Annotated in this window: 2 protein-coding genes; both read left to right on the top strand. The window is 64.4% G+C overall.

The window, feature by feature from the left end; translation table 11 throughout:
* Window positions 1-750 (top strand): electron transfer flavoprotein subunit beta/FixA family protein, encoded by a 750-nt coding sequence (locus PYR71_RS30600; RefSeq protein WP_183917118.1) that lies wholly within the window; start codon window positions 1-3, stop codon window positions 748-750.
* Window positions 751-775: 25 nt separating this feature from the next.
* Window positions 776-1,479 (top strand): electron transfer flavoprotein subunit alpha/FixB family protein (locus PYR71_RS30595; protein WP_275621779.1); only part of this gene is annotated, 704 nt, incomplete at its 3' end.

Here is a 1,479-nt window from a genome sequence, read left to right as displayed (position 1 = left end):
ATGAAGATTCTCGTGCCCGTCAAACGGGTTGTCGACTACAACGTGAAGATCCGGGTGAAGCCGGATGGCACGGGTGTCGAGCTTGCCAATGTGAAGATGTCGATGAACCCGTTCGACGAGATCTCGGTGGAAGAGGCGCTGCGGCTGAAGGAGGCCGGCAAGGCCGAGGAAGTGGTGGTCGTCTCGATCGGTCCGGCCAAGGCCGAGGAGACGCTGCGCACCGCGCTCGCCATGGGCGCCGACCGGGCGATCCTGGTCGAGACCGACGATCAGGTCGAGCCGCTCGCTGTCGCCAAGATCCTCAAAGCGGTCGCCGATGCCGAGCAACCGGGGCTGATCATCACGGGCAAGCAGGCGATCGACGACGATTCCAACCAGACCGGCCAGATGCTGGCGGCATTGCTGGGTTCGGCCCAGGCAACCTTCGCCTCGAAGATCGAGATCGGTGACGGCAAGGCGACCGTCACCCGCGAGGTCGACGGCGGCCTGCAGACGATCGAGATCAAGCTGCCGGCGGTGGTGACCACCGATCTTCGCCTGAACGAGCCGCGTTATGCCTCGCTGCCGAACATCATGAAGGCGAAGAAGAAGCCGCTCGACAAGAAGAGCCCGGCCGATTTCGGTGTCGACACGACGCCGCGGCTGAAGGTCTTGAAGACCGAGGAGCCGTCCGGCCGCAAGGCCGGCGTCAAGGTCAAGTCGGTCGCCGAACTCATCGACAAGCTGAAAAACGAAGCCGGCGTGCTGTAATCGGGTTGGAACAGGAGCAACTATCATGACCATTCTTCTTCTGGCCGACCATGACGGCAATCACCTCTCCGACCAGACCGCCAAGGCGCTGACGGCAGCTTCCCAGATCGGCGGCGATATTCATGTGCTGGTCGCCGGTAAGGCCGCCAAGGCGGCCGCCGATCAGGCCGCCAAGCTCTCCGGCGTCTCGAAAGTGCTGCTCGCTGAGAGCGACGCGCTTGCCAACAATCTCGCCGAGCCGCTGGCCGATCTGATCGTCTCACTCGCCGGTTCCTACGACACGATCCTGTCTGCCGCCACCTCGGTCGGCAAGACGGTGCTGCCGCGCGTCGCTGCCCTGCTTGATGTCGCCCAGGTCTCGGAGATCATCGAAGTCGTCAGCCCCGATACCTTCAAGCGGCCGATCTATGCCGGCAATGCCATCCAGACGGTGCAGGCAAGCGATGCCAAGAAGGTCATCACCGTGCGCACCGCCTCGTTTGCTTCCGCCGCCGAAGGTGGTTCGGCAACGGTCGAGACGATCGCAGCGATCTCCGATCCGGGTCTGTCGCGCTTCGTCGCCGACGCGCTGTCGGCCTCCGACCGTCCGGAGCTGACCTCGGCGAAGATCATCATCTCCGGCGGCCGGGCGCTCGGCTCGGCCGAGAAGTTCAGGCAAGTCATCCTGCCGGTTGCCGACAAGCTCGGGGCTGCCGTCGGCGCCAGCCGCGCCGCCGTCGATGCCGGTTA

It is taken from the genome of Rhizobium mulingense, assembly GCF_029194105.1.
GTDB classification, from domain to species: domain Bacteria; phylum Pseudomonadota; class Alphaproteobacteria; order Rhizobiales; family Rhizobiaceae; genus Rhizobium; species Rhizobium mulingense.
The sequence above is the reverse complement of the archived record's forward strand: the minus strand, read 5'-3'. Positions and strand labels throughout refer to the sequence as shown.

Bases quoted from the DNA above. Each gene is read 5' to 3' on its own strand.
- PYR71_RS30600 (WP_183917118.1), top strand. From the start codon at position 1: ATGAAGATTCTCGTGCCCGTCAAACGGGTTGTCGACTACAACGTGAAG.